Genomic DNA, 24301 nt, shown 5'->3' with positions numbered 1-24301 from the left:
ACAGAGAAGAGAAACCTTAAGCGACCTGGGATAACCAATTTTTTTCAAAATTTACAGGAGACAGATAGCCTAGCGTTGAGTGCCGTCTCTGTCGGTTATAAAACACTTCTACGTATTCAAAAATGCTCAATTTGGCTTGTTCTCTGCTCTCAAAACGTTCAAAGTGGGTGTGCTCTGTTTTTAAGGTATGGAAAAAACTCTCTGCTACTGCATTGTCATAACAATTGCCCGTACTACTCATGCTAAGCGTTATCTGGTGATGCGCCGATACAGCCTTGAATCCTTTGCTGGTATACTGGCTGCCTCGGTCGGAGTGGTGGATGAGACCTGCAGCAGGCTTCCTCCGTGTTATTGCCTGGCGTAATGCTGCGGCTACTAACTCGGTGGTCATGTGAGCTTGCATATCCATCCCCACGATACTACGAGAGAACAGGTCCAGTACGATAGCAACATACAACCATCCCTCTTGGGTCGGAATATAGGTAATATCTGCTGCCCAGTATTGATCAGGGCGAGTGGCTGTGAACTTCTGCTTGAGTAAATTAGGCGCCACTGCGGCCTTTGGATCGACTATTGTGGTTACCTTAAATCGTTTTTTCATCTTAGCCGCAATATGGGCTGCTTTCATTAGCCGACAAACCCGTTTGCGTGAACAGCGCTCACCTCTAGCTCGTAACTCAGCATGGATACGTGGGCTACCGTAAATTTGGTTGCTTATGGTATAAACCTCTTTAATTTCAGATATTAAACGCTCATCCTCACAATAGCGCTTGGATGGCTCAGCCTTGATAAACTGATAATAGCCACTGCGGGATACACCTAACACGTTGGACATCCTCTCTACGCTGAATTCCCCAGCATGCTTTTGCATAAACTGGTATTTTACTTGCGGGCCACTGAGAAGATGCCCAAGGCTTTTTTTAGGATATCCCTCTCTTCACGTGCTATCGCCAATTCTTTCCGCAATTGACTGAGCTCAGCATCAGACGCTTTCAGGTATCCTTTGCCCGGGAAAGCCTCTGCACCATCCTTGTTATGCTGATGGACCCACCCTGCCAATGTACTCTTGGGAACTCCCAATTCCTCGCTCAATTGACAGAGCGTTTTACCAGTGCTGTGATACAGCTTTACCGCATTCAGCTTGAATTCCTTATCATAGCTCCTTGATTCCCCTTGATTCATAACTTCACCTCAAAAAGTAACAAAAAATTATACGCTTTGTTCCTCTTCGTTGTGTCCGTTAAAGGGTAGCAAGATCAATTAACCTCAGTTTGGGAACTCGTACGCTTGGATATTCCTGACAATGATGGCAGAACACCCTTTAGCTGGGCAGCTGCCAATGGTCATATCGCAATGATTAGTAGATTAATAGAGCTCAGTGCCCACAGGAATACGCCGGATCATGATGGCAAAACACCTGCTATTGGAGCTGACGAAAATGATCATAAAGGGGTTGTCAATACATTAGATGAGCTACACGGCAACAGGAATACTCCGGATAATCCTGGCAGCATACCTGTTATTGGGAATGCTAGAACCTTGCTCAGTTGGATTGCTGAAGTAGATAATTGGGACACTGTCGTGGATCTGCTAAGAAAAGGCGCAAATATTAAAGATTTAAGTCTCGAGGAGTGTGAATTATTAAAAAAACATCTGGAAAAAAGTGACTACGAAGACACTCCACAACTTCTGACACTCATTAAAGAACGTTTATCGATATTACCGATAGAGCACTTAGTAGAATTTAGAGCGCTATCAGAGTCTGTTGGACTAGAGGGGGTAGAGGAGAATCCTAGCCCTGGCTGCTCACACTGGCCGCGCAGACGCCGTGACCTGGCTGCTTGTATGGATGGAGATGAACGGGATCGTCCTTTATTTCCCTACGAGCCTTTGCAAGAATACGGCTCAGTTGAACAACGTCAGGCCGCCAGAGTGTATAGTCAGATCGCTGCGGCGATCGCCTGGCAGCAAGGGGAATCGCTGGATAATCTATTACGCTATCAGCGCAATCTGGGCGATATTTTAGATGAGGGGCGGCTTAACCAGAGTCCGCGGGAGCAGCTGCTGCTAGAGAACCACTATCAACAGGCGCAACAATTTTTTCAAAACACTCCTAAAACAACCCTACTAGAGATCCCGCCAGAGGGCTTCGAACCGTTAGTCGGGCACAGTATGCTCTTTGAGAGTGGCCAGCAGTCGCTGGTGGTGTTCAATGATCTTGCTACCCTTTAACGGACACAACGAAGAGGAACAAAGCGTATAATTTTTTGTTACTTTTTGAGGTGAAGTTATGAATCAAGGGGAATCAAGGAGCTATGATAAGGAATTCAAGCTGAATGCGGTAAAGCTGTATCACAGCACTGGTAAAACGCTCTGTCAATTGAGCGAGGAATTGGGAGTTCCCAAGAGTACATTGGCAGGGTGGGTCCATCAGCATAACAAGGATGGTGCAGAGGCTTTCCCGGGCAAAGGATACCTGAAAGCGTCTGATGCTGAGCTCAGTCAATTGCGGAAAGAATTGGCGATAGCACGCGAAGAGAGGGATATCCTAAAAAAAGCCTTGGGCATCTTCTCAGTGGCCCGCAAGTAAAATACCAGTTTATGCAAAAGCATGCTGGGGAATTCAGCGTAGAGAGGATGTCCAACGTGTTAGGTGTATCCCGCAGTGGCTATTATCAGTTTATCAAGGCTGAGCCATCCAAGCGCTATTGTGAGGATGAGCGTTTAATATCTGAAATTAAAGAGGTTTATACCATAAGCAACCAAATTTACGGTAGCCCACGTATCCATGCTGAGTTACGAGCTAGAGGTGAGCGCTGTTCACGCAAACGGGTTTGTCGGCTAATGAAAGCAGCCCATATTGCGGCTAAGATGAAAAAACGATTTAAGGTAACCACAATAGTCGATCCAAAGGCCGCAGTGGCGCCTAATTTACTCAAGCAGAAGTTCACAGCCACTCGCCCTGATCAATACTGGGCAGCAGATATTACCTATATTCCGACCCAAGAGGGATGGTTGTATGTTGCTATCGTACTGGACCTGTTCTCTCGTAGTATCGTGGGGATGGATATGCAAGCTCACATGACCACCGAGTTAGTAGCCGCAGCATTACGCCAGGCAATAACACGGAGGAAGCCTGCTGCAGGTCTCATCCACCACTCCGACCGAGGCAGCCAGTATACCAGCAAAGGATTCAAGGCTGTATCGGCGCATCACCAGATAACGCTTAGCATGAGTAGTACGGGCAATTGTTATGACAATGCAGTAGCAGAGAGTTTTTTCCATACCTTAAAAACAGAGCACACCCACTTTGAACGTTTTGAGAGCAGAGAACAAGCCAAATTGAGCATTTTTGAATACGTAGAAGTGTTTTATAACCGACAGAGACGGCACTCAACGCTAGGCTATCTGTCTCCTGTAAATTTTGAAAAAAATTGGTTATCCCAGGTCGCTTAAGGTTTCTCTTCTCTGTGTCTAAAAAAAGGTGGCAAGATCACAATGAGGGGCCGCGCTACCAACTCTATAGCTCAGACTTTAATTACCGATCCCGTTTACAGTCCCGATCTGGTATCCAATGGCCTCAGATGTCTGCCTTGATCCAGGCCTTCTTTCAATGGAAAACCGGTCACCGTGATTACCATCCCTGGGTGTTAAAACAGAATCTTCCAGTGGATGTCCTAAAAACGTTTCAAGAGGCTCCTTTCTGGAAACCGGAGAGCCTGGTGCCTGATAGCGTGCTGTTGGCTCGTCAACAGCCCCAGGGGATTGAAGGGATACCCGTGCGAGAGGTTAGAGCATTAGTACGAGTCAACGGTCAGGTAGTCGATTCTGCGGTCTTACATACCGACTTCTTCCAACAAACCGCAGGGATTCAGTTACGGGTGGAGAATTTACACACGGTATTAGCGGAGTGATCTTGCCACCTTTTTTTAGACACAGAGAAGAGAAACCTTAAGCGACCTGGGATAACCAATTTTTTTCAAAATTTACAGGAGACAGATAGCCTAGCGTTGAGTGCCGTCTCTGTCGGTTATAAAACACTTCTACGTATTCAAAAATGCTCAATTTGGCTTGTTCTCTGCTCTCAAAACGTTCAAAGTGGGTGTGCTCTGTTTTTAAGGTATGGAAAAAACTCTCTGCTACTGCATTGTCATAACAATTGCCCGTACTACTCATGCTAAGCGTTATCTGGTGATGCGCCGATACAGCCTTGAATCCTTTGCTGGTATACTGGCTGCCTCGGTCGGAGTGGTGGATGAGACCTGCAGCAGGCTTCCTCCGTGTTATTGCCTGGCGTAATGCTGCGGCTACTAACTCGGTGGTCATGTGAGCTTGCATATCCATCCCCACGATACTACGAGAGAACAGGTCCAGTACGATAGCAACATACAACCATCCCTCTTGGGTCGGAATATAGGTAATATCTGCTGCCCAGTATTGATCAGGGCGAGTGGCTGTGAACTTCTGCTTGAGTAAATTAGGCGCCACTGCGGCCTTTGGATCGACTATTGTGGTTACCTTAAATCGTTTTTTCATCTTAGCCGCAATATGGGCTGCTTTCATTAGCCGACAAACCCGTTTGCGTGAACAGCGCTCACCTCTAGCTCGTAACTCAGCATGGATACGTGGGCTACCGTAAATTTGGTTGCTTATGGTATAAACCTCTTTAATTTCAGATATTAAACGCTCATCCTCACAATAGCGCTTGGATGGCTCAGCCTTGATAAACTGATAATAGCCACTGCGGGATACACCTAACACGTTGGACATCCTCTCTACGCTGAATTCCCCAGCATGCTTTTGCATAAACTGGTATTTTACTTGCGGGCCACTGAGAAGATGCCCAAGGCTTTTTTTAGGATATCCCTCTCTTCGCGTGCTATCGCCAATTCTTTCCGCAATTGACTGAGCTCAGCATCAGACGCTTTCAGGTATCCTTTGCCCGGGAAAGCCTCTGCACCATCCTTGTTATGCTGATGGACCCACCCTGCCAATGTACTCTTGGGAACTCCCAATTCCTCGCTCAATTGACAGAGCGTTTTACCAGTGCTGTGATACAGCTTTACCGCATTCAGCTTGAATTCCTTATCATAGCTCCTTGATTCCCCTTGATTCATAACTTCACCTCAAAAAGTAACAAAAAATTATACGCTTTGTTCCTCTTCGTTGTGTCCGTTAAAGGGTAGCAAGATCACAGGGCTACCCGGTTATCCACCGTTTTCCTGTACAGAATTTACAGAAAAATCTCATTCTAAATGGAGTTAACTACCAGGTAATCGGTGACCAACTGTACGCCATTGGCGCGCCTAACGGGGTGATAGAGCATAATCAGCTGATTCGTTATCGCACGTCAACAGGGCGAGTAGCGATACGATTGGACAGCACATTGACTAATGCAAAACTGTCACTGGGCAAGGACTCTATCACGATCAATCAGCTCACCCTACTGCATTTCCCAAAACAGAGTGCCATTTACTTGGGTGAGCAAGGTTTTACGCTCCAAGCTTTAAAAGAGAGTGTGCAACGCTCTCGTCAACGGCGTAGCCTGCAGGGGGATAAAGCGTTAGCTTCTTCTGGCGCCACCTCACATAAGCCCTGGGCTAGTGTTCTCTTTAAGCAAGTACCGAACCTACTGAGCGGGGTAAACTGGAAGTGGCTAACCCTATTGCCTGCTTGGCGATCAACAGCTTCAGCAATCCAGGCGACACCTACTTTGGGCTCAGGGAGTAGTCGCCAACTACCCAAAAATCCTCAGATCATCCATACGGTAGAGGAGTACACTTCAGGTCACTTGCAAGGGCTACTTCAGCTACTAGATCTGGGCGTTCGGAAATGGATCGGAGGGCGCTGCTCTCCACTGTGTGCCATCCCGACTAACCCCCTGGCGGAGATAGAGGCGAGGCTGCAGGCTGCAATAGGTATCAGCCATTTTCAGCAACGGTGTGTGAGCTTTTTAAGTAGTGCTGACCTGGCAGCAGATCCTTACAGAGGCCATAGCATTGACAGTGTATTGACCTGGGGACTACCAACCCAATCGACAGATAGTACTACCGGCCCTCCTCAGGCGTGGGGAATTCAGGGTGCGCCCATGCCGGGCGCCTATCATCAGCAAACTAGTCAGCCAATCATAACCAGCGAGCTAATCGGTTGAGATCCGACTGTATGGCCCCCGCCACGGCATCTGGTCGTTGGCTGGGACCCCGGAGTACTAAGGGGGGATCTTGGTAGCAGCGGCTTTCAATCACAAAAACCTGTTCATAGGGTGCCGCGGTGGCCAGCGGGTGTTGCGGGCCCAACGCTTCGATCCCTACACGTGCCCCCTCTTTTAGACTAAATCGAGCGACGTAGCATAAGGTTAACTGGGCCGCTTGAGCGGCCTCAACGCGCTGCTGCAACAGGGGATTCAGTGGATTACTCTGTTCAAAGAACGTTTCCAGTGGCCTGTTGGCTAAACTAGCAGGGACCAAAGATTCAACGCGTACTTGGGTTGCTTCCAGTCGATAACCCGCTGCCCGAACCAGCATCACTAATTGATGGATCACCGGCTCCCCAGAGAGATGAATCCGCGGATCTCCCGATAGTAATCCTTGTTGCCAGGCCTGTTTCACCCATTCCGTAAAGGCGATATTTCCTTCATAGTGTTGAAAAACCCAATTGAGCGCACCATCCAGGGTGCCACTGAGCGTCAATAGCTGATCGCCGCGTTCGCTGAGATCTTGGAGGAGTGCATGGATTGGGAGACCTGCCCCTACAGCCCCACTGAACAGCCAGTGACCGTTTGCTCGTTTAAACGCCTGTGTGAGCTGAGTATGGGCCTCATTGTTTAAGGCACCGCTCAAGCGATTACTGGTGATCACCTGTAATCCCCGCTCAGCATAGGCGTGATAACGGTGGGGTAGAGCAGAATGCGTGGTGGTATCAATGAGGACTAACCGATCAAAGGGATGTCGGAAAAGCCACTGGTCTAAGGAGAGTTGCGACTGTACCCTGGCCTCGTCCTCAAAAAAGGCTAGCGCACGATGAGGCTCTATACCTTGGCCATCAAGCCAGGCACGATCCCCATGAATAACGCCAGCGAGTAGCAGCTGGCAACCCTGCCGATCCCGCACGTGCTTTTGTTGCTGAGCAAACAACATCAGCCACTGACTAGCGAGGGGACCTTGGCCAAACAGCACCACACCAAGGCGTTGCCGTCGTTGAAACAGGGCATGATGTAGCTGTTGTAGCAGCGGTTTAATGGTTTTACAGTGGACAATGGCGGCGATACTGTGACCCTCAGGGGAGAGCCAGCAGTGTTCTAAGGCTTGAGGTTCAATCAGGTGATAGAAGAGATCACGCTGTAAACAGTGCTGGCTGATTCCGTGGCCCACAAGTGCAATCAAAGAGCGTCCAGGGTGCAAGCGTAGTTCACCGGGGAGCTTTGCCTGCTGTAGGTGTTGAAAGGCGCTGTGAGCCACCTCATGCGTATAGCTCCACTGGAGTCGTGCCGGCTTCGGCTGCAGACCCCAAGTGAGCGGCGAAAGCCCCACTTGCTGTAGCTGGGCAGTGATCTGCTGCTGTAAGGGCTGTAGTTCGAGCTGTTCGGACACCTGAAGCTCAATCAAGAACAGGTTATCGTGATGGGTCACGATCTTGGCACCCTGGGCCGAAGCTAATGCCCGTTCAATACGGGTGCAGCCTCGATCTGGGTGAACACTAGAGCGCAATTGGAGTGCCAGCGGGCTGCTTGCGAGCGGTTGTAGGGTACGCGTATGCAACGCCGGAACGGCTAAACGGGCTAATTCACTGGCTTCATCTAGACGTAACTGCGGCAGTAAGCAGGCCTCGGCGACCACACGGGGATCGGCGCTGTAGAGGCCGGCAATATTACGCCAGAGGGTGACTTGGCGTACCGTAGCTAATGCTCCGATTTGGGTCGCAGAGTAATCGCTACCATTACGTCCGAGCAACACTGTTTCACCCGCCTGATTGCGGCTAATAAAGCCAGTGATCACCAGACGTTGCTGGGGATATTGCGCTAAATAGTGGGCCAACAGCGGATAAGAGCGCCCCTCATCAATTTTCGGGAGCACCGCTCGTTCAGCACGGAGGAAGCAACGGGCATCCAGCCAAACTGCCGGTAGCCCTTGCTGGTTGAGTAGGGCCGCCAGCAAACGTGCTGACCACACCTCTCCCTGGCCGATAATCTCCGCCGTATTGGCTTCCAGCGCTGTGGTGGGTAATAGCTTGGTTAACTGTAGCCACTCCTGTTCAAACGCCTCGATCAGGGATTGCGCTCGATCGGCAGTCAACAACCGCTGGATCAAGTGTCGTTGGAAATAATAGAGCTTCTGTGCGGTACTGGCTGCTTTACGAGAGCCGGCACGCGAGAGTGATACCCAGTGGAGCAGTTGATTGGTAGTATGACCAGCGGCTGAGACCACAATGAGATCCTCAGCACCACTCTGCTGTGCTAGGAGTGTGACCACCCGCTGAAAGCTCACGGGATCAGCCAGACTACTGCCCCCAAATTTATGCAGTTGCCGGCCTGATGCTCCAGGGATCGATGATTCAGTAGAGGGGTATTGCATTAACGTCAAAACGGCGTCACAAGAGAGAGCATCTTACTTGCCAATACAGAACTGGGAGAAGATCTCCCCTAAGAGATCTTCTGAAGTAAATCGGCCAGTAATCAACCCGAGACTCTGCTGAGCCAGGCGGAGGGATTCGGCCAGCAGTTCACTAGCCCCCTGGGTTAACAGCTGGGCTTCTCCCTGTTGCAGATGGCTCACCGTCTGTTCCAGAGCGGTTAAGTGGCGCCTTCGTGCCAAAAAACCCCCTTCGGGTGGATTCTGCCAACCGAGTGCGGTTTTTAAATGCTGTCGTAATTGCTCCAGGCCAGCCCCGGTAGCCGCCGACAGACGTAGCAGGGGATAGCCCTGCACCTCACTCAGACCGACAGCCTCTTCGGTCAGATCGACTTTATTGTAGATCACGGTCACGGCGACGGTTGTCGGCAGTTGCTGTGCCAGATCGGCCCCAATAAAGGGGGCATTGGGTGCGGTAGGCTGGGTACTATCAATCACTAACAGGAGATGGTCTGCTTGTTGGATAGCAGACCAGGCGCGCTCAATACCCAGGCACTCAATCTCATCAGTGGCCTCGTGTAACCCGGCGGTATCGACCAGGTGCAGGGGGATGCCCTCAATCTGAATGGAGCGCCGCAGTAGATCTCGCGTGGTACCGGGAATCGCAGTAACAATCGCCGTTTGATCTCCCGTGAGTGCATTCATCAAGCTAGATTTACCGGCATTAGGGCGTCCAGCCAGGACGACCTGGATCCCCTCTCGCAACAAGGCGCCTTGCCGTGCCGAGGCTTGTAACCGCTCAAGGGCTAATAAAATGGTCGCTAGCGCCGTGGCGATGGCCTCATCAGCCCGTGCATCCAATCCCTCATCAGGAAAGTCGAGGGCGGCTTCAACTTGAACACGTAATTGGACCAAGCTCTCTAGACAGTGTTGGATCTGTTGTGAGAACACCCCCTGTAGTGAGCGCATGGCAGCTCGTGCCGCTTGCTGAGAACTGGCATCAATCAGATCAGCAATGGCTTCTGCTTGCGCTAGATCTAACTTCTGGTTCAGAAAGGCACGTTCAGAGAACTCGCCTGGTTTAGCGAGTCGTAGGCCAGGTAGTTGTAACACCCGTTGTAGCAGCCGGTCAAGCACTGCTGCTCCTCCATGTCCCTGTAACTCCAGCACATCTTCGCCAGTAAACGAGTGGGGCTGGGGGAAGAACAGCACAATACCTTGGTCTATCACGTCACCCTGGTCATCATAAAAGCGGCGGTAATCGGCATAGCGAGGTTGGGGACAGCACCGGACAACAGCCTGGGCAACACTCGCGGCTTGCGGTCCAGAAATCCGCAGAATGCCGATCCCTCCACGTCCAGGCGCTGTTGCTTGTGCAACAATAGTGTCAATCATCGTAAAGTTTCAACACGCTCACTACAAGGCGGTTTGCCAGGCCAAACGGCTGAGAAAACAGCATTATAGAGCTAACGGGTCCCATAGACCACGATGGTTTTCCCATGGGCTGAAATTAAGTTCTGATCTTCCAGCATTTTCAAAATACGACCCACTGTTTCACGGGAACAGCCGACGATTTGTCCAATCTCTTGGCGAGTTATTTTAATTTGCATACCATCAGGATGCGTCATAGCATCGGGTTGCTGCGCCAAATTCAGGAGCGTTTGCGCGATACGACCAGGGACATCTAAGAAGGCTAAGTTGCCTACTTTCTGTGAAGTCAGGAGTAATCGATGAGCCATTTGTGCTGAAAGCCGCATCAAGATATCGGGATTGACCTGAATTAAAGCACAAAATTTCTTGTAAGCAATTTCCGCGATCTCACAGGTCATTTTGGCACGAACCCAAGCACCCCGTACTTGGTTATCTTCGAATAAGGCCAATTCTCCAATGAACTCTCCCTGATTCAAGTAGGTTAAAATGATCTCCTTACCCTCTTCATCTTTAAGGAATACGGAAACGGCCCCTTTGACGATATAGTAGAGGGTTTCGCCCTTGTCACCAGCATGGATAAAAGTGCTTTTAGCAGGATATCTGTGAATATGACAATGGGATAAAAACCATTTTAAGGTTGTATCGGTGGGTTGTTTTCTGAGAACCATGCTTTTATCCTCGAATAAATGTGTTGAGCAGCATTGCTCCGATAAAGCCAAACGATTCTCAGACTATAGCTCATTGACTGTTATCATAGTATACGCATTAGTAGCAGTAAGACACCAGAAGAGTGTTGCAGTAGTGTGTTCTTGATGAATCACCAAAATTCTTTCAACCCATTGATATGAAAATATTTTTTCATAGATTATCCGGATAGTATCCACCGAGTATTTGTTAACGAACCGCTTCCTGCTGTTTTTTTTGGAGATCATACTGTTTAGAGGCTGCAAGCAGTTGCTGGACACTGTTCTGCTGAATATCGGCTTTTAGCGCACCTATCTTTTCTTCCGGCCAATACCACCACTGCAAAGCTAATAGCATGGCAATCTCTTGGTCACTAAAACGTTGGCAGACTATTTTTGCTGGATTGCCAGCAACCACAGTATAGGGAGCAACATTGTTGGTCACTACGGCGCCAGCGCCAATGATAGCACCGTCGCCAAGGGTGATCCCTGATAGGATGACCGCACCGGTACCGATCCAGACATCATGGCTGACGACAGTATCCCCTTTAGCACAATAGGAGCGTTGTAAAGACTCCGGATCTAGGAAAGGATAGGTACTGATAAAGGTAGTATTGTGGGTATTATTACCACCCATCATAAAGACAACATCAGCAGCAATTTGTACATAATCACCGATAAACAGGCGATCAAGGTGCCAGAGGGGTTGCCAGCCGGTGTTTTCTAAAGTGGAGTAAGCATCACCGTACAGATATCGAACGGCTACTTCTTGGAAACAGCCGTTGTACGCCCCACTATAGTAGCTGTGCGTACCACAGATGATAATATTGGGATTGGTGACCGTTTTGTGTAAATACTCCACCTGTGACCAGTGATTACAAGCAGTCGTCATGGTACTGTTAACCTAACTTTTTTGTTGATATTGGCCGCATGGTATTAGGGAATTTTGAAGACTAAGCGTTGATTTTCTTCCAGTTATTGCCTGATCCTAGGAAGCTACCTGCTTGCGTCATCACAAAACCGAAGGGTGATCGTCAGCTGCCATGCTGGTTATTTTAAAACTATCCATTTATTCGATGATGAATCAATAAGCCTATTTATAATAACCAAAAGTATTGGTATAAATAAACCTCATTTGTATTATTTCCTCTCTCTTTATTGAATTTTTTTGAAAAGAACAGGCTACTGACGTTTTATTTAGGTATTTATTCTGCATTTATTTAAAAAGCGGCAAATTAATAGAGCAAATTCCACAATAATAAGGATATTAGATTGATCAAAGCGAATGATAGTGGTAGGAACCTACCACGGGTTCTGCCTAAAACAGTAGGAATGACTTGTTTCTACCGGCTGGATATCGGTATAGTGCGGCCTAGTCAAACATAACAGGCATTAACGGCATGGAAAGATGCCACACAAGCGTGGAGGAAGGAGAGATGAAATCACCACTGAAGAGGTTGCTGTGTAGCGCTCTGATGATACTGAGTACTACTGAAGTACGCACGCTGCAAGCAGCGGAAACGGGGAAACCGCTGGCGGCTGTTTTCAAGCATGAGGGACAAAAATCTGCGTATGCCATTGGGATGTTAATGGCGCAGTCGGTGTTGGCGGATCTACAAGCACAACAGCGGCTGGGGGTTGAGTTGCAGGCTGAGGATGTGTTGACGGGGGTACAGGATGGTTTGCGGCAGCAAGGTAAACTCGATCAAGCAGAATTACAGCAGGTATTAAAAGATCTCAACCAGCAGTTTAGTCAGCGTGCGGAGGCTAAAAAGAAACAAGAGGCCAGCGTACAAACGGAACTGGGCGAGCCCTTTCGCCAACGCTTTGCCCGCCAAAAAGGGGTTGTAAAAACCAAGAGTGGTTTGCTCTATCAACGAGTACATCCAGGTCATGGTGCTTTCCCTAAAGAGAGCGATACCGTGGTGGTTCACTATCGAGGAACCTTAGTGGATGGGACCCCCTTTGATAGCTCCTACGATCGGGCTGAGCCAACCACTTTTCTACTGAATCGGGTGATTCCAGGTTGGGTTGAAGGTTTACAGCAGGTTAAAAAGGGCGGAAAAATCAAATTGGTGATCCCACCAGAGTTAGCGTACGGTGAGCAGGGTGTTGCGGGGATCCCGGGTAATGCTACCCTGGTTTTTGAGGTGGAACTGCTGGATATTAATCCAGTCATCGCTAAGCAGGGCGCTACTGAAGGCACGACAGCCGTTAAGAGTAGCGCGCCCGCTGCAGCCGAGCCATCAGCGACGGCAGCTCAGTAAGGGTCGATGTGCCCGTTGCGTTATACGCTGTTAGTCACAGGGCCTCCCTATGGGACCCAACAGGCGAGTACTGCCTACCGGTTTGCTCAAGCCTGTCTAGCGGCTGGTCATGGTTTGTCGCAGATCTTTTTCTATCAGGCTGGGGTTCTCAATGCCAATGGCTTCACAGCACCAGCCAGTGATGAGTTTGATCTCGTGGCCGCCTGGCAGCAGTTGGCGCGGCAGCAGGGGGTCGCTCTACTAGTCTGTTCAGCCGCTGCGTCACGGCGTGGGGTGCTTGATCAGCCACAGGCCTCTGAGCGCGGTCTAGCGCAGGGAAACCTGGCGCCTGGGTTTACCTTAGCGGGACTGAGTGATTTGACGATCGCTGTATTGAACAGCGATCGCTGCCTGCAGTTTTGAGCATTGAACCCTTGAGCTTATGAAACAGATTGCCTTTATTTTTACGCAAGCCCCGCAGGGGAGCGCGCTGGGGCGTGAGGGGCTAGATGCCGTTCTAGCCTCGGCGGCGTTGTGTGAACCTTCACAGATCGGGCTGTTTTTTATGCACGATGGGGTGTTACAGCTTTTACCACACCAGCAGCCCCAGCAGATTTTAGCGCGGGCCTATAGTGAAACCTTCAAGCTGCTGACACTGTATGCGATTGATCAGTGCTACCTCTGCGAAGCGGCGCTATTAGCCCATGGGTTCACTCGGCAACAGCCCTTCATGGTGCCGGTGGTCTGTTTAGCGCCCCAGCAGCTCAGAGAGCGGCTAGCACAATTTGACCACTTATTGACTTTTTGAGCAGAACATCATCATGCTGCATACCATCCCCCATTCACCGACCAGCGATGGTCGGTGGTCAACGATCTTGCCAATGGTGTTACCGAGTGATGTTGTGCTGTTGCTCCAAGATGGGGTTATTGCGGGATTACAGGGCTCGGCGGCCGCGGCTCAGCTGCTGGCTCGGGGTGCTTTGATTTATGCGTTAACGCCCGATTTAATGGCGCGCGGCGTCATGCAGCACCTCGCAGTCGGGATCACCCCCATGGACTACCAGGGTTTTGTGGCCCTCACCGTGCAACACTGGCCACACTGTGCTTGGTAAGGCACCAGAGTCAGTGGCACGATAAACCGTCAACCCTTGGATAGATTTAAGGGGTGTTCCGGCAAAGCTCTTTGCTGTTGGTACAGCACAAAAAAATAGATTGAGGCCACTAGCCTAAGGGCACTGCAGTAGAGGGTCAATCCTATAGTCACCCAGGGATTGGTGCACAGAGAGGCGATCTGCACTCCCCAAGTGGGTATAAACAAGAGTAACCCCAGAAGTAGTTCGGCAACCAAGAGTTGTCTCTGACAGGGTTTGCTCCATTGCCAACTCAAGCGTAGCGTCGTCAATAGCGTAGCCTGTGGCTCAGTAACCACGATATAAGTGGTGAAGAGTAAACGACAATGCAAATACCAAGTTAAGAGCATAGAGGGTAGTAGTGTACTGACGATCCGGAGATAGCAGTGTGGCAGTTCAAGAAGGAACTTAGGCAAGAACAGTCCAGAGGGAGCCGTAATTTTTTCAGTGAGCCCTAATAACAGTACCGAGGCAATGAGTAGGAAGATTGTAGGGATCAGGGTCAAGATCATCATGAGTGAACAGTTAATCACTTGTATGGTGGCTAGTTTAGGAAATAGACGCCTAGTGCGCCTGATCAAGTACGGCAGGGTGATGGTGCGGTGCTGCAGGGTTGCCTGAGTCAATAGGAGCCAGGGTATCGTGATGAGTAAGTGGCTCAAAAGGTATCCAAGCACCACGAGGCTGAAAAGGATTTTTAGTGACTCGACAGTCGGAACCGATTCAACCCAGCGCCTCGGGGTGTAGAGGTAGTAGTCGTTTAGGAGGCTCAGCAGCAAGAAGAGCAGCAACGCCCACCGTTGCTGGCGGACACAATGGGTGGTTTCTGAGAATAGCCTATCGTGACGAGCAGCCAAAACAGTACTCTCCTTGCCGAATAGCACGACACTATTGAAAAGATCCAACAACCAGTAGTATGGTTCATACAGCAGAGAGCTTCAAGGAAGCACCAGCATCCTAGACTACTCGCCTGTGGTGCTAGGTTACCGCTGCGAAGCCGCGCTAATAGCGCGTGGCCTGATGCCATCCCTCGCGGTTGGGATCACCCCCAGGGACTATCCCGGTTTTGTGGTCCGCACAGTGCAAAACTGGCCACACTGCGCTTGGTAATGCGTCAGAGTCAGCGGCACGATCAAGCGTCAATGCTTGGATAGATTTAAGGTATGTTCCGGCAAAGGTTTTCGTTGTTGATACAGCACAAAAAAATAGATTGAGGCCACTAGCCCAAGGGCACAGGAGTAGAGAATCCATCCGATATTCACCCAGGAATTGCTGCGCAGAGAGGAGAGCTGTAGCCCATAAGAGGGCACATAGGTTAGTAGCGCCACGAGCAGTGTGGCGACCAAGAGATGACACAGACAGGATCGACTCCAGCGCCAACTCAGGCGTACCGTTGCTAATAGAGCAGTCTGCGGCTCAGCAATGACAAGGTAAGTGCTGAACGATAAACGGCAACTTAAATACCATATCAGGAGCAGAGGGGGCAGCAGTGTCCCGCAGATCCAGAGGCGTGAGTTTAGTAGTTGCAGGAAGTATTCAAGCGAGATCATTCCCGAAGGTGCCTCAATCGTCCCCGTGATCCCCAATAGCAGCGCCCAGATAATGGCTGTAAAGATTGTCGTGATCAGGACTAAGATTGTCATGAATAAACAGGTAATCACTTGTACGGCAACTAGTTTAGGGAATAGCCGCACACTGCGCTGGATCAAATGTAGCGAGGTGATGGCCGAGTGCTGCAGGGTGGCTTGAGTTAACAAAAGCCAGGGTACCGTGATGAATAGGCTGCTCAGAAGGTATCCAAGCACTACGCGGCTGAAAAAGAGTGCCCTTGACCCAGCAGTCGGAACCGGGGCAGTCCAGCTCCCCTGGGTGTAGAGGCAGTAATTTAGGAGACCAAGCAGTAGGAAGAGCAGCAACGCCCAGCGTTGCTGACGGGCACAACGGGTGGTTTCTGAGAACAGCGTGCAGTGGTCAGAGGCCAAAATAGTTATCTCCTTGCTAAAGTACCATGACACCATTAAAGAGAGCCAGTAATAGGCAGTATGGTTCGTACAACCGAGAAACTCAAGCAAGGAGGACCGCGCTAGTCGCCTATCACGCGGATTGACCCAGGATTGTTTTGACAAGCGTTGTGATAGGCTTTAGAATTCTACCGCCCTTCCTAGGGTCTATTTGCTTTTTGCCTAGTCAAACGAGGAGTTTTTTTTCAGATGGCAACCATTAATCAGTTGGTGCGCAAACCGCGTGTTAAAAAGGTGGTCAAGAGTAACGTGCCGGCACTGGAGAGTTGTCCGCAAAAACGCGGCGTCTGTACCCGCGTGTACACGACAACCCCGAAAAAACCTAACTCAGCCCTGCGTAAAGTCTGCCGGGTACGGTTAACGAATGGTTTTGAGGTGACCTCTTACATCGGGGGTGAGGGACACAATTTGCAAGAGCACTCCGTGGTATTGATTCGGGGCGGTCGTGTCAAAGATCTTCCTGGGGTCCGTTATCATACAGTTCGTGGTGCCTTGGACTGTGCCGGTGTTAAAGATCGTAAACAGTGTCGCTCTAAATATGGGGTTAAAAAACCCAACGCTTAAATTTAAAGGGTGCAGCGTTCTCCAGGCCTAATATTGTTTAGGGTTGGAAGAAGAGAACGACGAAAAGGGGTCGGTGAACCGAGATCCTCGTCAGTTCAGTAAGGCCAAACAGTGCAGAAAAATGAGATCATCACGCATCGCTGCGTTTTGGAACACCTGAAGTCATTTATGGAGAGTTGTTATGCCACGTCGTCGTGTTATCGGCCAACGTAAAATTCTGCCTGATCCAAAATTTGGATCAGAGCTACTAGCTAAATTCATCAATGTGGTGATGGTTGATGGTAAAAAGTCACTGGCTGAAGGTATCGTCTATACCGCCTTGGAGTCGGTCGCCCAGCGTGTGGGGAAAACGCCCCTAGAGGCCTTTGAGATTGCACTAGATCATGTCCGTCCAACCGTTGAAGTGAAGTCCCGTCGGGTGGGGGGATCCACTTATCAAGTGCCAGTTGAAGTTCGCCCAGTGCGCCGCAGTGCTTTAGGGATGCGTTGGTTAGTGGATGCTGCGCGTAAACGCGGTGACAAGCCGATGTCAGTACGCCTAGCGGCGGAGCTGGCAGATGCTTTGGAAAACAGAGGGGCTGCGGTTAAAAAACGTGAGGATGTGCATCGGATGGCTGAAGCTAATAAGGCTTTTGCGCACTATCGGTGGTAGCGATTCATCGCTCCTGATCAGCGAATAACCCGGAGACATTACGGGCTATAGCCTCCTAGTCATCCCGTTTTTTAGCGTACAATTGAGGAATAAAATGGCGCGCATAACCCCTATCGAGCGTTACCGTAATATTGGTATTAGTGCTCATATTGATGCTGGCAAAACCACCACCACTGAGCGTATTCTCTTCTACACCGGTGTTAATCATAAAATTGGCGAGGTACACCACGGTGCTGCCACCATGGACTGGATGGAGCAAGAGCAAGAGCGTGGCATTACTATCACCTCAGCGGCTACTACCTGCTTTTGGGCGGGGATGGCACACCAATTTGAACCCCATCGCATCAATATTATCGATACCCCTGGCCATGTGGATTTCACGATTGAAGTTGAACGTTCGATGCGGGTGTTGGATGGTGCGGTGATGGTCTACTGTGCCGTGGGGGGCGTGCAGCCACAATCGGAAACCGTGTGGCGTCAAGCGGAGAAGTACAAAGTCCCGCGGATCGCTTTTGTGAATAAAATGGATCGCACCGGGGCTAATTTTCTACGGGTGGTGGAACAGATTAAAACTCGCCTGGGTGGCGTTGCCGTACCGATTCAGCTCCCGATTGGTGCTGAGGAGCAGTTTACCGGGGTCATCGATCTCGTCAAGATGAAAGCTATCAATTGGTGTGAAACCGATCAAGGCGCTACTTTTACTTATGAAGCTATCCCAGAATCGCTTCAGGAATTAGCCGCCCACTGGCAGCAAAATTTAATGGAAACGGCTGCAGAAGCTTCAGAAGTGTTGATGGATAAATATTTGGGGGGCACGCCACTCACCGAAGAGGAGATCAACACAGCACTGCGCCAACGCTTGATCAACAACGAGATTGTGCTCGTGACTTGCGGATCAGCTTTTAAAAACAAGGGCGTGCAGGCCATGCTGGATGCGGTGGTGAACTACCTGCCATCCCCTATCGAGGTGCCGCCGGTTAAGGGGCTCAAAGAAGATGCCCTCACCGAGGATCAGCGGCAAGCGAGTGATAAAGAACCCTTCTCAGCATTGGCCTTTAAAATTGCCAGTGATCCTTTTGTTGGCACACTAACGTTCTTTCGGGTCTACTCGGGTGTTGTGAAATCTGGTGATACGGTGCTTAATTCTGTTAAGCAGAAACGGGAGCGCTTTGGACGTATCGTACAGATGCATGCCAATAAGCGGGAAGAAATTAAAGAGGTACACGCCGGGGACATTGCCGCTGCGATTGGATTGAAGGATATCACGACTGGAGATACCTTGTGCCAATTAGAGAGGCCGATTATTTTAGAGCGTATGGAATTTCCTGAGCCGGTGATTTCGGTCGCTGTTGAGCCCAAAACCAAAGCCGACCAGGAAAAGATGAGCACCGCTCTGGGGCGTTTAGCACAAGAAGATCCCTCCTTTCGGGTACGCACCGACGAGGAGTCGGGTCAGACCATTATTGCCGGCATGGGTGAGTTGCATTTAGAGATCCTGGTTGAACGTATGCGCCGCGAATTTAAAGTCGAAGCTAATGTGGGTAAACCTCAAGTAGCTTATCGGGAAACGCTGCGGCACTCGGTTGAACAGGAAGGGAAATTTATTCGTCAATCGGGCGGGCGGGGTCAATATGGTCATGTCTGGTTGCGCCTGGAACCGCAAGAGCCAGGTAATGGTTATCAATTTATCAATAAAGTGGTTGGTGGGGTCATCCCGAAAGAGTATATTTCGGCCATCGATAAAGGGGTCCAAGAGCAGTTAAAAGGTGGTGTGTTGGCGGGCTATCCCATTGTGGATCTCCAGGTGACTGTTTATGATGGCTCCTACCATGATGTGGACTCCTCAGAAATTGCCTTTAAAGTGGCGGCTTCCATGGCCTTTAAAGAGGGTTTTCTGAAAGCTAAGCCAGTACTGTTAGAGCCGATCATGCGTGTTGAGGTGGAAACCCCTGAAGATTATATGGGTGATGTCATTGGTGATCTCAATCGGCGGCGTGGCATCATCGAAGGGATGGAAGATACTGCGATGGCTAAAACCATTCGGGCGCAAGTGCCCCTATCTGAAATGTTTGGTTATGCCACAGATTTACGCTCACAAACCCAAGGAAGAGCCAGTTATTCTATGGAATTTTGCAAATATCATGAAGCGCCAACCCATGTGGCACAAGCGGTTATTGAATCGCGCAAGAGCAAATAATTTTTCTTAATTAAGGAAGCGAAACAGTGTCTAAAGAGAAATTTACACGGAGCAAGCCACACATTAACGTGGGCACCATCGGCCATGTGGACCATGGAAAAACCACATTGACGGCGGCGATTACGTCAGTATTGGCGAAGCATTACGGTGGGCAGGCGCGGGCCTTTGACCAAATCGATAACGCGCCGGAAGAGAAAGCGCGCGGGATCACCATCAATACCTCTCACGTCGAGTATGACACGCCAATCCGCCACTATGCGCATGTCGACTGCCCAGGTCACGCGGACTACATTAAAAACATGATCACCGGTGCCGCCCAGATGGATGGTGCTATTTTAGTGGTTGCTGCGACTGATGGCCCGATGCCACAGACTCGAGAGCATATCCTATTAGCGCGTCAGGTGGGTGTCCCTTACATTACCGTCTTCCTGAACAAGTGCGACATGGTGGATGACGAAGAGCTGCTGGAGTTGGTGGAACTAGAGATCCGCGAACTGCTCACGCAATATGATTTCCCCGGGGATGATACCCCAGTGATTCGCGGTTCAGCGCTGAAAGCGCTGGAAGGGGATCCCGAGTGGGAGAAGAAAATTGTTGAGTTAGCGGAGATCTTAGACAGCTATATTCCAGAGCCTAAGCGGGCGATTGATAAGCCCTTTTTATTGCCGATTGAAGATGTCTTCTCAATCTCTGGCCGTGGAACCGTGGTGACTGGCCGGGTTGAGCAAGGGATTGTCAAGGTGGGTGATGAAGTAGAGATCGTCGGGATCCGTGACACCACCAAGACGGTGGTGACCGGCGTTGAGATGTTCCGCAAGCTCTTAGATGAGGGGCGTGCGGGTGAAAACGTCGGCGTGCTGCTGCGAGGCACTAAGCGAGATGACATTGAGCGCGGTCAGGTTTTGGCCAAGCCTAAGAGCATCACCCCCCACACCAAGTTTGTCGCGGAAGTGTATGTATTGACGAAAGAAGAGGGCGGCCGCCATACCCCGTTTTTGAAGGGGTATCGTCCGCAGTTCTACTTCCGTACGACTGACGTGACGGGCATCGTTGAGCTGCCGGCTGAGGTGGAGATGGTGATGCCAGGAGACAAGTTGCAACTGACCGTCACCTTAATTGCTCCCATCGCCATGACGGAAGGGTTGAACTTCGCTATCCGTGAAGGTGGCCATACCGTCGGCGCCGGGATAGTCTCTAAAATCATTGAATAGATGCTATTAGTGTGCTTGACTGGTCATGCCTAATTGATTGTTAATGATTCAGCGCTACTGAATTGAATAAAGAGTGCTATGGAGATAATACAACCCAATAGTTTCAATAGACTGAAATGGGCCCTGGTTTTTTGTTTATTGGGTGCTGTGATTGTCGGCAACTATTACTATCGTGAAATGGCTTTAACGGTACGATCAGTGGCTGCGGTGGCGGTGGTGTCGCTGGCACTTTTGCTGGCACGGACCACCCAACAGGGTGGTGCTGCAACCGTTTTTATACGAGAAGCGCTGAATGAAGCCCGTCGGGTTATTTGGCCTACTCGACCTGTCACGCTGCAGATCACCCTAGTGGTGGCTATCATGACCCTGGTGGCAGCGCTGGTTTTATGGGGGATAGATACCCTATTGGTGATGTTTATCACCTTTATCACTGGCTTGAGGGTTTGAGATGGTAGAGACTCCTAAAAAACGTTGGTATGTCGTTCAAGCCTTTTCCGGTTTTGAAAACCGGGTCACCAAATCGCTGCAGGAGTATATCAAACTCAATGATGTGGCTAATTATTTTGGTGACATATTGGTTCCGACAGAAGAAGTAGTTGAAATACGTGCTGGGCAGCGTCGTAAAACCGATCGAAAATTTTTTCCCGGGTATATTTTGGTGCAGATGGTGATGAACGATACGACCTGGCACTTGGTACGGAGCGTTCCACGGGTAATGGGTTTTATCGGCGGCACCCCCGATCGTCCAGCCCCGATTAAAGATAAAGAGGCGGATGCTATTTTGAATCGCCTGCGGCAGATCAGTGACCATCCCCAGCCGAAAACGCTGTTTGAGCCTGGCGAGTTAGTGCGGGTCAATGATGGGCCTTTCGCCGATTTCAGCGGGGTTGTTGAGGAAGTGGACTACGAAAAAAATCGCTTAAAGGTGTCAGTCTCTATCTTTGGTCGTGCTACCCCGGTAGAGCTTGATTTCAGTCAAGTAGAGAAGAGTTGAATTCAGGGCGAGGATAGCTTCTTCGGCTGAGCCTACTTGTAAAGCCATCGCGATCGCCTTATAATTCTCTGCTTTTTTGTGACTTGGGGAGCCTTTAACGGCGTTTGCACCCACAACGAGGATATAACAGTCAATGGCCAGAAAAGTTCAGGCATACGTTAAATTGCAGGTAGCGGCGGGCGTGGCGACGCCAAGTCCCCCGGTAGGCCCAGCATTGGGTCAACAGGGGGTTAACATTATGGAATTTTGTAAAGCTTTTAATGCCCGCACCGAAAATTTAGAAAAGGGATTGCCTATCCCGGTAGTGATTACGGTTTATAGTGACCGCTCCTTCACTTTTATTACGAAAACACCACCAGCCTCCGTGTTGCTGAAAAAAGCCGCTAATATCAAATCAGGCTCCAGTAACCCTAATAAAGAGAAGGTTGGCACTGTAACGTCTGCTCAGGTCCGGGACATTGCTGAACTCAAGTCAGCGGATATGACGGGCGCTACTGTGGAAAAAATGATGAGCGCCATTGAGGGCACTGCCCGTTCAATGGGGTTAAGGGTAGAGGGATAGATCATGGCCAAACTCAGTAAGCGGTTACGGCTGATTCGCGACAAAGTAGACCCTCTAAAGCGGTATGACATTAAAGAAGGATTAACCCTGCTAAAATCGGTAGCCTTGGCTAAATTTGTTGAGAGCGTTGATGTGGCGGTTAATTTAGGAATTGATGCACGAAAATCCGATCAAAACGTCCGCGGGGCGGTCTTGCTGCCGAATGGTACAGGACGCACAGTCCGGGTGGCGGTGTTTACGCAAGGCGCCAATGCCGAGGCGGCAAAGCTTGCAGGTGCTGATCTGGTTGGCATGGAGGAGTTGGCAGAGCAGATCAAACAGGGCAAACTCGATTTCGATGTCGTGATTGCCTCTCCAGATGCCATGCGCATCGTCGGTCAGTTGGGTCAAATCCTTGGCCCGCGGGGTTTGATGCCTAATCCGAAGGTAGGCACCGTCACTTCTAACATCAGTGAAGCAGTCCAGCAGGCCAAAGCAGGACAAGTTCGTTACCGGAACGATAAAAGTGGTATCATCCACTCTACCATTGGTAAAGCTGACTTTACGGTAGAGCAGCTGCAAGAAAATCTCGAAGTACTACTGGCTGCGCTGAAAAAAATAAAGCCCACCACCTCAAACGGGGTTTACCTTAAAAAGGTAGCGATTTCAACCACTATGGGGGCTGGGATTACCATTGATCAAACCACGTTAAGTCATAGTGTGCGCTGATTGGCTCAGTGAAAGCTTTTTCTAGGTTTCATAAAGGCGTTGAAACCTAGGCGGGTTGAAGCTTGTTGAATAACAAGCTTTCGTCCAAGACCGTAGGGGCGTGTTAACGGTTGTTATCGTTAGTTCAGGCTTAATAATCCTACGTAGACGGTGACAGGGCTCTGTTGTCTGGATCTTGCGCTCCGTATAGTTGAGTATTGATTGAAAACAGATCATTTCATTAAGGGGTTTTACCCGTGCATCCAGGAGCAAATTGGCCATGGCACTAAACCTGCAAGGCAAACAGGACATTGTACGCAGAGTCAATGAGCTTGCCCACAGCGCGCGATCAGCTGTGATTGCTGATCCCAGCGGTATTGGGGTTGATAAGATGACGACGTTGCGACAAGAGAGTCGGCAAGCCAGTGTTTCGCTCTCTGTGGTACGCAATACGTTACTACAGCGTGCCCTTAAAGGCACCGCCTATGAGTGTTTGCAACCGACCTTGGTTGGTCCGACGTTGATAGCTTTTTCCAATGATCACCCTGGTGCGGCTGCGCGCTTGTTGAAGGTGTTTGCCAAAGAGAACACCCTTTTTAAGATTAAAGCAGCAGCCTTTGAAGGGAATTTTATTCCAGCAGAGCAGATTGATCGATTGGCGTTGTTACCAACTTATGAAGAAGCACTAGCACGTCTGATGGCGACAATGCGTGAGGCAGCGGCTGGTAAGTTGGTTCGCACCTTGGCAGCGCTGCGGAATCAGCTACAAGCAGCCGCTTGAGAGTCCGTAGACTGTTATCATTTGATAAGCTGATTGGTCACCATTATTTTTATTGTTAGGAATACAGTATTATGTCTATTACTAAAGAGCAGATCCTGGACACCGTAGCCACGATGTCCGTGATGGATGTGGTTGAGTTAATCACCTTGATGGAAGAGCGTTTTGGGGTTTCAGCCGCTGCAGCGGTGGTCTCTGGAGGTCTAGCTGAGGCGCAGGCAGTTGAGGAACAAACGGAGTTTGATGTCATTTTGACAGCGGTTGGTAATAACAAAGTGCCCGTGATCAAGGTAGTCCGCAGCGAGCTGGGTCTCGGGCTGAAGGAGGCCAAAGATGTCGTTGAATCGGCACCGGCTACTCTGAAAGAAGCACTCTCTAAAGAGCAAGCGGAAGCTTTGAAAAAAGCACTTGAAGAAGTGGGGGCAACGGTTGAAATTAAATAAGCTACTCCCTGCTTCCATCGCTTAATTTTACCCAATGCTGGGCTGGTAACGTTTAGTTGCCGGCCTTTTTGTGTTACCGATGGTTATCGATGGCAACTGGTCGGTCACCGATCGGCATTGCGTTAGCGGTAGCGT

General features: G+C 49.9%; 23 protein-coding genes and 4 pseudogenes. 19 read left to right on the top strand and 8 right to left on the bottom strand.

Features of this window, described 5'->3' with window-relative positions; all coding sequences use genetic code 11:
* Positions 1-16 precede the first annotated feature (16 nt).
* A pseudogene (locus tag NL324_RS03590) lies at positions 17-1182 on the bottom strand (IS3 family transposase).
* A gap of 102 nt (positions 1183-1284) precedes the next feature.
* Between NL324_RS03590 and NL324_RS08345 the strand changes: the two are divergent.
* The 4 genes and pseudogenes from NL324_RS08345 to NL324_RS03565 all read left to right on the top strand — a co-directional run.
* Positions 1285-1455 (top strand): annotated as a pseudogene (locus NL324_RS08345) (ankyrin repeat domain-containing protein); the annotation flags it as partial.
* Between the two features lie 84 nt (positions 1456-1539).
* Complete coding sequence (locus NL324_RS03580) at positions 1540-2232, top strand: hypothetical protein (protein ID WP_253306375.1); 693 nt, start codon at positions 1540-1542, stop codon at positions 2230-2232.
* Between the two features lie 58 nt (positions 2233-2290).
* A pseudogene (locus NL324_RS03570) lies at positions 2291-3456 on the top strand (IS3 family transposase).
* A gap of 14 nt (positions 3457-3470) precedes the next feature.
* The gene (locus tag NL324_RS03565) at positions 3471-3914 is read left to right on the top strand and encodes a hypothetical protein (RefSeq protein WP_253306374.1); all 444 of its coding nucleotides are present in this window, start codon (positions 3471-3473) and stop codon (positions 3912-3914) included.
* Between the two features lie 37 nt (positions 3915-3951).
* On the opposite strand, the pseudogene NL324_RS03560 reads toward NL324_RS03565, so the two are convergent.
* A pseudogene (locus tag NL324_RS03560) lies at positions 3952-5117 on the bottom strand (IS3 family transposase).
* 197 nt (positions 5118-5314) lie between these two features.
* Here NL324_RS03560 and NL324_RS03550 point away from each other — a divergent pair.
* Complete coding sequence (locus tag NL324_RS03550) at positions 5315-6151, top strand: hypothetical protein (protein WP_253306373.1); 837 nt, start codon at positions 5315-5317, stop codon at positions 6149-6151.
* On the opposite strand, the gene metL is transcribed toward NL324_RS03550, so the two are convergent.
* From metL to NL324_RS03530, 4 genes are all read right to left on the bottom strand, one after another.
* Positions 6126-8570, bottom strand: a complete 2445-nt coding sequence (gene metL / locus NL324_RS03545) for a bifunctional aspartate kinase/homoserine dehydrogenase II (RefSeq protein WP_253307119.1) — start codon at positions 8568-8570, stop codon at positions 6126-6128. The two genes, NL324_RS03550 and metL, sit on opposite strands and share 26 nt — an antisense overlap.
* Positions 8571-8603: 33 nt before the next feature.
* On the bottom strand, positions 8604-9962 hold the full coding sequence (mnmE, locus tag NL324_RS03540) for a tRNA uridine-5-carboxymethylaminomethyl(34) synthesis GTPase MnmE (RefSeq protein ID WP_253306372.1): 1359 nt from the start codon (positions 9960-9962) through the stop codon (positions 8604-8606).
* A gap of 71 nt (positions 9963-10033) precedes the next feature.
* Positions 10034-10666: a cAMP-activated global transcriptional regulator CRP gene (gene crp / locus NL324_RS03535; protein WP_253306371.1), complete on the bottom strand. Its 633-nt coding sequence runs from the start codon at positions 10664-10666 to the stop codon at positions 10034-10036.
* Positions 10667-10892: 226 nt separating this feature from the next.
* The gene (locus tag NL324_RS03530; protein ID WP_253306370.1) at positions 10893-11573 is read right to left on the bottom strand and encodes a CatB-related O-acetyltransferase; all 681 of its coding nucleotides are present in this window, start codon (positions 11571-11573) and stop codon (positions 10893-10895) included.
* Between the two features lie 508 nt (positions 11574-12081).
* Here NL324_RS03530 and fkpA point away from each other — a divergent pair.
* The 4 genes from fkpA to tusB are packed head-to-tail and all read left to right on the top strand — an operon-like array spanning position 12082 to position 14039.
* A complete protein-coding gene (fkpA, locus tag NL324_RS03525) occupies positions 12082-12948 on the top strand; it encodes an FKBP-type peptidyl-prolyl cis-trans isomerase (RefSeq protein ID WP_366516339.1) in 867 nt (288 codons plus the stop codon).
* Between the two features lie 6 nt (positions 12949-12954).
* Complete coding sequence (gene tusD, locus NL324_RS03520) at positions 12955-13350, top strand: sulfurtransferase complex subunit TusD (RefSeq protein WP_253306368.1); 396 nt, start codon at positions 12955-12957, stop codon at positions 13348-13350.
* 19 nt (positions 13351-13369) lie between these two features.
* A complete protein-coding gene (gene tusC, locus NL324_RS03515; protein WP_253306367.1) occupies positions 13370-13735 on the top strand; it encodes a sulfurtransferase complex subunit TusC in 366 nt (121 codons plus the stop codon).
* A 13-nt stretch (positions 13736-13748) separates the two neighbouring features.
* Positions 13749-14039, top strand: a complete 291-nt coding sequence (gene tusB, locus NL324_RS03510; RefSeq protein WP_253306366.1) for a sulfurtransferase complex subunit TusB — start codon at positions 13749-13751, stop codon at positions 14037-14039.
* A 29-nt stretch (positions 14040-14068) separates the two neighbouring features.
* On the opposite strand, the gene NL324_RS03505 is transcribed toward tusB, so the two are convergent.
* Together NL324_RS03505 and NL324_RS03500 are read right to left on the bottom strand one after the other, a co-directional pair.
* The gene (locus NL324_RS03505; RefSeq protein WP_253306365.1) at positions 14069-14914 is read right to left on the bottom strand and encodes a hypothetical protein; all 846 of its coding nucleotides are present in this window, start codon (positions 14912-14914) and stop codon (positions 14069-14071) included.
* A gap of 282 nt (positions 14915-15196) precedes the next feature.
* On the bottom strand, positions 15197-16039 hold the full coding sequence (locus NL324_RS03500; protein WP_253306364.1) for a hypothetical protein: 843 nt from the start codon (positions 16037-16039) through the stop codon (positions 15197-15199).
* A gap of 228 nt (positions 16040-16267) precedes the next feature.
* Between NL324_RS03500 and rpsL the strand changes: the two genes are divergently transcribed.
* The 10 genes from rpsL to rplL all read left to right on the top strand — a co-directional run bounded on the left by rpsL (position 16268) and on the right by rplL (position 24166).
* A complete protein-coding gene (gene rpsL, locus NL324_RS03495) occupies positions 16268-16642 on the top strand; it encodes a 30S ribosomal protein S12 (RefSeq protein ID WP_253306363.1) in 375 nt (124 codons plus the stop codon).
* A 181-nt stretch (positions 16643-16823) separates the two neighbouring features.
* Positions 16824-17294, top strand: a complete 471-nt coding sequence (rpsG, locus tag NL324_RS03490; protein WP_253306362.1) for a 30S ribosomal protein S7 — start codon at positions 16824-16826, stop codon at positions 17292-17294.
* Positions 17295-17388: 94 nt separating this feature from the next.
* Positions 17389-19491 (top strand): elongation factor G, encoded by a 2103-nt coding sequence (gene fusA / locus NL324_RS03485; RefSeq protein WP_253306361.1) that lies wholly within the window; start codon positions 17389-17391, stop codon positions 19489-19491.
* A 26-nt stretch (positions 19492-19517) separates the two neighbouring features.
* Positions 19518-20702: an elongation factor Tu gene (tuf, locus tag NL324_RS03480; protein ID WP_253306360.1), complete on the top strand. Its 1185-nt coding sequence runs from the start codon at positions 19518-19520 to the stop codon at positions 20700-20702.
* 78 nt (positions 20703-20780) lie between these two features.
* Positions 20781-21149, top strand: a complete 369-nt coding sequence (secE, locus tag NL324_RS03475; protein ID WP_253306359.1) for a preprotein translocase subunit SecE — start codon at positions 20781-20783, stop codon at positions 21147-21149.
* Position 21150: 1 nt separating this feature from the next.
* Positions 21151-21696 carry a transcription termination/antitermination protein NusG gene (gene nusG / locus NL324_RS03470; protein WP_253306358.1) on the top strand — a complete coding sequence of 182 codons (546 nt, stop codon included), beginning with the start codon at positions 21151-21153 and terminating at the stop codon, positions 21694-21696.
* Positions 21697-21829: 133 nt separating this feature from the next.
* Entirely contained in the window at positions 21830-22258 is a 429-nt protein-coding gene (gene rplK, locus NL324_RS03465; RefSeq protein WP_253306357.1) for a 50S ribosomal protein L11, read from the top strand.
* Between the two features lie 3 nt (positions 22259-22261).
* On the top strand, positions 22262-22966 hold the full coding sequence (rplA, locus tag NL324_RS03460; protein ID WP_253306356.1) for a 50S ribosomal protein L1: 705 nt from the start codon (positions 22262-22264) through the stop codon (positions 22964-22966).
* Positions 22967-23225: 259 nt separating this feature from the next.
* Positions 23226-23726 (top strand): 50S ribosomal protein L10, encoded by a 501-nt coding sequence (gene rplJ / locus NL324_RS03455; protein WP_253306355.1) that lies wholly within the window; start codon positions 23226-23228, stop codon positions 23724-23726.
* 71 nt (positions 23727-23797) lie between these two features.
* Positions 23798-24166, top strand: coding sequence for a 50S ribosomal protein L7/L12 (gene rplL / locus NL324_RS03450; protein WP_253306354.1), 369 nt, complete (start codon positions 23798-23800; stop codon positions 24164-24166).
* Positions 24167-24301: the final 135 nt, after the last annotated feature.

It is taken from the genome of unidentified bacterial endosymbiont (genome assembly GCF_918320885.1).
GTDB lineage: Bacteria > Pseudomonadota > Gammaproteobacteria > Enterobacterales.
The sequence above is the reverse complement of the archived record's forward strand: the minus strand, read 5'-3'. Positions and strand labels throughout refer to the sequence as shown.

Excerpts from the sequence above, each read along its gene's own strand:
- rplK (WP_253306357.1), top strand. The coding sequence starts at position 21,830 with ATGGCCAGAAAAGTTCAGGCATACGTTAAATTGCAGGTAGCGGCGGGC.
- mnmE (WP_253306372.1), bottom strand. The coding sequence starts at position 9,962 with ATGATTGACACTATTGTTGCACAAGCAACAGCGCCTGGACGTGGAGGG.
- fkpA (WP_366516339.1), top strand. The coding sequence starts at position 12,082 with ATGGAAAGATGCCACACAAGCGTGGAGGAAGGAGAGATGAAATCACCA.
- rplA (WP_253306356.1), top strand. The coding sequence starts at position 22,262 with ATGGCCAAACTCAGTAAGCGGTTACGGCTGATTCGCGACAAAGTAGAC.
- NL324_RS03530 (WP_253306370.1), bottom strand. The coding sequence starts at position 11,573 with ATGACGACTGCTTGTAATCACTGGTCACAGGTGGAGTATTTACACAAA.
- crp (WP_253306371.1), bottom strand. The coding sequence starts at position 10,666 with ATGGTTCTCAGAAAACAACCCACCGATACAACCTTAAAATGGTTTTTA.
- rpsG (WP_253306362.1), top strand. The coding sequence starts at position 16,824 with ATGCCACGTCGTCGTGTTATCGGCCAACGTAAAATTCTGCCTGATCCA.
- rplL (WP_253306354.1), top strand. The coding sequence starts at position 23,798 with ATGTCTATTACTAAAGAGCAGATCCTGGACACCGTAGCCACGATGTCC.
- tusB (WP_253306366.1), top strand. The coding sequence starts at position 13,749 with ATGCTGCATACCATCCCCCATTCACCGACCAGCGATGGTCGGTGGTCA.
- rpsL (WP_253306363.1), top strand. The coding sequence starts at position 16,268 with ATGGCAACCATTAATCAGTTGGTGCGCAAACCGCGTGTTAAAAAGGTG.
- tusD (WP_253306368.1), top strand. The coding sequence starts at position 12,955 with ATGTGCCCGTTGCGTTATACGCTGTTAGTCACAGGGCCTCCCTATGGG.
- fusA (WP_253306361.1), top strand. The coding sequence starts at position 17,389 with ATGGCGCGCATAACCCCTATCGAGCGTTACCGTAATATTGGTATTAGT.
- nusG (WP_253306358.1), top strand. The coding sequence starts at position 21,151 with ATGGTAGAGACTCCTAAAAAACGTTGGTATGTCGTTCAAGCCTTTTCC.
- metL (WP_253307119.1), bottom strand. The coding sequence starts at position 8,570 with ATGCAATACCCCTCTACTGAATCATCGATCCCTGGAGCATCAGGCCGG.
- secE (WP_253306359.1), top strand. The coding sequence starts at position 20,781 with ATGGAGATAATACAACCCAATAGTTTCAATAGACTGAAATGGGCCCTG.
- tusC (WP_253306367.1), top strand. The coding sequence starts at position 13,370 with ATGAAACAGATTGCCTTTATTTTTACGCAAGCCCCGCAGGGGAGCGCG.
- rplJ (WP_253306355.1), top strand. The coding sequence starts at position 23,226 with ATGGCACTAAACCTGCAAGGCAAACAGGACATTGTACGCAGAGTCAAT.